1 protein-coding gene is annotated in these 6,972 nt (G+C 52.9%); it reads right to left on the bottom strand.

Translation table 11 applies throughout. The features are described from left to right. Positions 1-6,972, bottom strand: a 6,972-nt coding sequence (locus tag EAE89_RS22010) for a non-ribosomal peptide synthetase (protein ID WP_214086580.1), incomplete at both ends; no start/stop codon positions are given.

Below are 6,972 nucleotides of genomic sequence, written 5' to 3'. Positions count from 1 at the left end.
GATGGTTAGCCAGCCCGAAGACATAGGAATAGTCCCCCATTCCACTGGGAACAAAGAACAATGGCTGCTCTGTTCCATCAAGTCGCACCGATATGGCACTGTTTTGTGGCTGGGACAGCGAATCTGACGTGATTTTTGCGGCCAGTTCAGTCAGTACCGGGAATTGGAACAACGCATTCAATGTACAAACCAAGCCCCGACCAGCAGCAAGGTTTGTCATTCGCATAGCGAGCAGTGAGTGACCACCCAACGCGAAGAAGTTGTCATATCGGCTGACCGGCTCAACGCCCAACAACTCACGCCAAATCGCCGCCAAGGCTATCTCAGTTTCCCCTTGCGGTGCTTCATAGACCTGACGGGAAAAATCTCCCTCCCCCGGTGGCGCTAATGCCCGGCGATCTAGCTTGCCATTCGGGGTTTGCGGGAAGGTATCCAGACGCACAAAGGCTGCCGGAACCATATAATCCGGTAAAATGGCACTCAAATGGGCACGTAAACTAGCAGTTAATCCCTCATCCGCTCCCGCCACCACATAAGCAACCAGATGCTTGTCCTGCCCATTCTCCCATACCAATACCACTGCCTCTTGCACAGCGGGGTGTTCCACCAACCGGATTTCAATCTCTCCCGGTTCAATTCGGAAACCTCGAATTTTAACCTGCTCATCGTTACGGCCAAGGAATTCCAGATTGCCGTCCGGCAGGTAGCGAGCCAAATCCCCGGTACGATACATACGCGCATCGGATACTGGACTGAAAGGATCTGGTATAAAACGTTCTGCACTCAACTCCGGCTGGTTAAGATAGCCACGAGCCACACCGACACCACCAATATACATTTCGCCAACGCTGCCTAATGGTACAGGCTGACCGTATCTATCTAGCAGGTAGACGCAGGTATTCTTAAGTGGCCGACCGATAGAACAATCATCGGTTGGGGATAAAACCTCCTTACAGGTCGCCGTCACAGTATTTTCCGTCGGCCCATAAGCATTCAATAGTCGAGGTCGGTAGCTTTCCTGCGCAAACCAGTCCTGAATTGCGCTCTTTTTAACCTCCTCACCACCAATGATGATGAATCTGAGGCAATCCGGGAGCGGTAAAGCATTATCTCTGGCAATCAGTTCGGACCAAAATAACGCCGGGAAAGACATCACCGTGATATGGTTTTCCCAGGCTAAGGAAACAAATTCCTGCATAGAAGTCAGCCAACGATCATCACGCATGACCAACGTGGCGCCATTACACAAGGACAAGCAGCATTCTTCTACTGAAACATCAAAAGCAAAAGAGGAAAATTGTAACAGCCGGTCTTGCTCAGTGACGCCATAAGTGTCATTAAAACCGAGATGACGTTGATACACAGCTTGATGTTCCACCATCACCCCTTTCGGCTGCCCGGTAGAACCAGAGGTATAAATGACATAAGCCAAATGTTGTGGCGTCAACGTGAGCACCTGTGGGTTACTGTCCGGCTGGTCTGGCAGGGTACTCGGAGTAAGTACTGTCAACCCTGTAAGCTCTTCTTCACCAAGCGCCGCTCGACCAGCTTCATCAACCAGTAACACTGACGGGGCCGTATCATTCAGAATATACGCCAGTCGTTCTGCCGGATAAGTCGGATCTAGAGGTACATAGGCCCCACCCGCTTTCAGCACCGCCAACAGCGCTACCACTACCTCTGGCGAGCGTGCCATGCAAATCACCACTCGTTGATCTGGCTCTACACCCAGAGCAATCAGTTGATGGGCCAGCCGGTTGGCACGGGCATTTAATTCGGCATAACTGAGACGTTGCTCTCCATACTCTAACGCAGTCGCCTCTGGGGTTTTCTCTACCTGTTGTTCAAACAGTTGGTGAATACATAACGGGTCAGGATACGGGGTTTCTGTGGTATTCCAAGTTTCCAACAACAGGGTACGTTCCGTTTCAGGCAGCACGTTCAGCGCACGTACCGGCGTATCCGGTGCCTGTTCCAGTGCTTCCACCAGACTTTCCAGCGCCTGTTGCATATAACCGCATAGCCGATCTGGCTCAAATGGCTGTATCACCAAAGCGGTCAGCCCCAAAGTGGAACCACCGTCCTCCACTGACAGACCAAATGGATAGTTAGTCCGTTCTTGTCCTTCCAAAAATTCAATACCGCTGATAATGTCATCAGGCGTTGCCGATAAGGCATTGTGTCGATAGTTAAACAACGCACTAAACAATAATGTACCGCTGGCAATACCACTGCATCGTTGTGCCAACGCTAATGAAGCATGCTCATGCTCCAGCAACCCGGCCAGTCGTAGATGCACCTCATGCACGCTATCCTGTACCGAGGTATCATCGATATCCAGTCGCAACGGTAAGGTATTCATAAACAGCCCCATGCCATTGTCTGCCCCTTCCCCCGCTGTCATGCGCCCAAACAGGACGGTGCCAAATACCACTTTTTCCTGACCACTGGTATGCGACAGCACCTGCGCCCAGGCCAGATGACACAGCGCCGCCAGACTGACCCCAAAATGCCGGGCCTGACTACGCAGACGATCATTCAACTCAGGCGCTAGCATCCGGTGAGATTCCCTCATCTGAGATCCATCACGATGCACCTCCGCCAGTCCGAATGGCAACGTTGGCTCATCCACCTCCGCCAACATCTCGGTAAAGAAACGGGTATGCTCTTCCTGACTTTTCCCTAACCGAGCCTGAGCGACCAGATTGCGGAAAGGAGCTGGTTCAGGCAAGTGCTCCCCCTGTCCGGAAAAATGCGCCTGTACTTCACGGTGCATCACTTCCAGCGTTTCATGGTCGCCAATCAAGTGATGCTGCAATTCCAGTAAGACCCAGCGGCCATCAGTTTCCTGAGCAATAATAAAATGCAGTAGTGGAGCCTGACTCAAATCAAGACGATACTGCCCCGGATCAAAACGCCGGGTTAACTGATCAATCACTGGGCCATCAGCTGGGTCCAGCGTCAGTTCCGTCACGGGCAACTGCACCCGGCGACAAACCACTTGCGCCGGAACTGATAATCCCTGCCAGATAAAAGCCGTCCGCAAGATGTCATGGCGATCAACCGTCTGTTGCACCGCCGCCAGATAACGCTCCAACAGAGACCGATTCGCAAAGATCAACGGATAGAGCAGCAGATATGGGTCACCTGCCTGTTCCAACAGGTGGTGGAACAGGATACCGTCCTGCAATGGCGATAAGGCATAGATATCCTGAATATTGGCAACTCCGCCCGGTACCTGCCCGATGATGCGATCAATATCAGTCTGAGTCAGCTCAATCAGCGGCAATATCGCCGGCGTCAACGCTGTCGTGGTCGGTGTAATAACGTTAGGCGGCACCACTACAGCCTGATGTTGTCCCAATGTTTGGGCCAAGTCTGACAGTACCGGATATTGAAACAGATCACGCGCCGCCAGTGTCAATCCCAAGCGACGCAAGCGTTCAATCATGCGTACAGCGAGCAGGGAATGGCCTCCCAACACAAAGAAACTATCATGCCGGCTGATCTGCTCAATGCCTAATAACTCACGCCAAATGGCCGCCAAGGCAATCTCAGTCTCCCCTTGCGGGGCTGCGTAAACCTGACGGACAAAATCTTCCTCCCGTGGTGCCGGTAATGCCCGACGATCTAGCTTGCCGTTCGGGGTCTGAGGGAAGGTATCCAAACGCACAAAGGCTGCCGGAACCATATAATCCGGTAAAATGGCACTCAAGTGTTCGCGTAAACTGGCAGCCAACTCCGTATTCGCTTCCGCTGCCACATAGGCAACCAGACGTTTGCCCTGCCCATCCTCCAATGCCAGCACCGCCGCCTCCTGGACCGCCGGATGTTCCATCAATCGGGTGGCAATCTCCCCCAGTTCAATCCGAAAGCCTCGAATTTTTACCTGCTCGTCGTTACGGCCCAAGAATTCCAAATTGCCGTCCGGCAAGTAACGGGCCAAATCCCCAGTGCGATACATCCGCGCACCAGACACCCGACTAAATGGATCGGGTATAAAACATTCCGCACTCAATTCCTGCTGGTTAAGATAACCCCGTGCCACACCCACTCCACCAATATACATTTCGCCAACGCTGCCTAATGGTACTGGCTGACCATCTCCGTCCAGCAGGTAGATACAGGTATTTTTAACCGGGCGGCCAATAGAACTATCGTCTGTCGGGAATAATATCTCCTTACAGGTTGCCGTCACGGTATTTTCCGTCGGGCCATAAGCGTTTAATAGTCGTGGACGGTGGACTTCCCGCGCAAACCACTGCTGAACAGCGCTCTTTTTCACTGCCTCGCCCCCAATGATGATAAGTCTGAGGCAATCCGGTAGCGGTAATCCATTATCTCTGGCAACCAGTTCCGACCAAAACAACGCCGGCAGAGACATCACCGTGATATAGTTTTGCCAGGCTAAGGCAATAAATTCCTGCATAGAAGTCAGCCAACGCTCATCGCGCATCACTAATGTGGCGCCATTACACAAGGACAAGCAGCATTCTTCTACTGAAACATCAAACGCAAAAGAGGCAAATTGCAACAACCGATCTTGCACAGTGACGCCATAAATCTCATTAAAACCCAGATGACGTTGATACACTGCCTGATGTTCCACCATCACCCCTTTCGGCTGCCCAGTTGAACCAGAGGTATAAATGACATAAGCCAGATGTTGTGGCGTCAACGCGGGTACCTGTGGGTTACTGTCCGGCTGGTCTGGTAAAGCATTCGAGTCAAGTACCGTCAGCCCAGCAAGCGCTTGTTCGCCAAGCGCTACCCTGCCAGCTTCATCAACCAGTAACACTGATGGGGCCGTATCATTCAGAATATACGCCAGTCGTTCTACCGGATAAGTCGGGTCCAACGGCACATAGGCCCCACCGGCTTTCAGCACCGCCAACAGCGCCACCACCATCGCCGGAGAACGAGCCACACAAATCACCACCCGTTGATCTGGCTCTACACCCAGCGCAATCATTTGATGGGCCAGCCGGTTGGCGCGGACATTTAATTCGGCATAACTGAGACGTTGCTCTTCATACACTAACGCGGTCGCCTCTGGGGTTTTCTCTGCCTGTTGTTCAAACAGTTGGTGAATACATAACGGGTCAGGATACGGAGTTTCAATGGTATTCCAAGTTTCCAACAACAGGGTACGCTCCGTTTCAGGCAGCACATTCAACGTACGTACCGGCGTCGCCGGTTCCTGTTCAAGCGCTTCCACCAGACTTTCCAGCGCCTGTTGCATATAACCGCATAACCGATCCGGATCAAACGGCTGTACCACCTGAGCGGTCAGCCCCAACGTGGAACCACCATCTTCCACCGACAATCCAAAGGGATAATTAGTACGTTCCTGTTCGCCCAAGAATTCAATGCCATCCATCGTCTCATCCAGAAACGATAGCTGATCATTATGCCGATAGTTGAACAAGGCGCTAAAGAGTGGGATTTCCCCCTGTACACCACTGCACCGTTGGGCCAGCGCCAGTGAAGCATGCTCATGTTCCAGTAATTCAGCCAGTCGTAGATGCACCGCCCGCACGCTGTCCCGTACTGGGGTTTCATCCATATCCAGTCGCAATGGCAGAGTATTCATAAACAACCCCATCCCACTGTCAGCCCCCTCTCCCACAGCCATGCGCCCAAACAACACCGTGCCGAACACGACTTTCTCCTGCCCGCTGGTACGCGACAATACCTGCGCCCAAGCCAGATGACACAGCGCCGCCAGACTGACACCCAGATGTCTGGCCTGACTACGCAGACGGTCATTCAACGCAGTCGTTAGCATCCGGTGAGATTCCCTCATCTGAGATCCGTCACGATGCACCTCTGTCAGCCCGAACGGCAGCGTCGGTTCATCTACCTCAGCCAACATCTCGGTAAAGAAGCGAGTATGCGCTGCTTGACTCACCCCCAGCCGGGCTTCCGCCACCAGATTGCGGAATGGTACCGGCGCAGACAGGCGTTCCCCTTGCCCGGCAAAATGTGCCTGCACTTCACGGTGCATCATTTCCATCGTTTCATGGTCACCGATCAAGTGATGCTGCAATTCCAGTAAGAACCAGCGGCCATCGGTTTCCTGAGCGATAATAAAATGCAGTAACGGTGCCTGAGTCAGGTCAAGACGGTACTGACCCGGATCAAAACGCTGGGTTAACTGATCAATCACTGGGCCGTCCGCCGGGTCCAGCGTCAATTCTGTCACAGGCAACCGTGCCCGACGCCAAACGACCTGCGCCGGGACTGACAATCCCTGCCAAATAAAAGCCGTCCTCAAGATGTCATGACGATCAATCACCTGTTGTACCGCTGCCAGATAACGATCCAGTAGTGACCGGTTAGCAAAAGTCACCGGATAGAGCAACAAATACGGATCACCTTCCTGTTCTAACAGATGATGGAACAGGATACCGTCCTGCAACGGTGACAACGCATAGATATCCTGAATATTGGTCATTCCTCCTGGTACCTGCTCGACAAGACGGTCAATGTCAGTCTGAGTCAAATCAATCAGTGGCAACATTGTTGGCATCAGAGATGTGGTTTCCGGCGTGATGACATTAGGCGGCACTATCACAGCCTGATGCTGTCCCAACGCTTGAGCCAGCTCCGACAGAGCATGAGACTGGAACAGATCGCGCGCCGTCAGTGTCAACCCCAATTGACGCAGGCGTTCAATCATCCGCACCGCAAGCAGTGAATGACCACCCAACGCAAAGAAACTATCATGTCGGCTGATTTGCTCAATCCCCAGCAACTCACGCCAGATAGCCGCCAAGGTGATCTCTGCCACCCCTTGCGGGGCGGCATAAATCTGACGAGCAAAATCTTCTTCCCCCGGCGCAGGCAACGCCCGGCGATCCAGCTTACCATTCGGGGTTTGCGGGAAGGTATCCAGCTGCACAAACGCGACCGGCACCATATAATCCGGTAAAATCGCACTCAGGTATTCACGTAAATCAACAGCCAATC

The sequence above is a fragment of the Photorhabdus heterorhabditis genome, assembly GCF_018448905.1.
GTDB lineage: Bacteria > Pseudomonadota > Gammaproteobacteria > Enterobacterales > Enterobacteriaceae > Photorhabdus > Photorhabdus heterorhabditis.
Note: the sequence above shows the minus strand (reverse complement) of the source record. Positions and strands in the feature narration are given on the sequence as shown.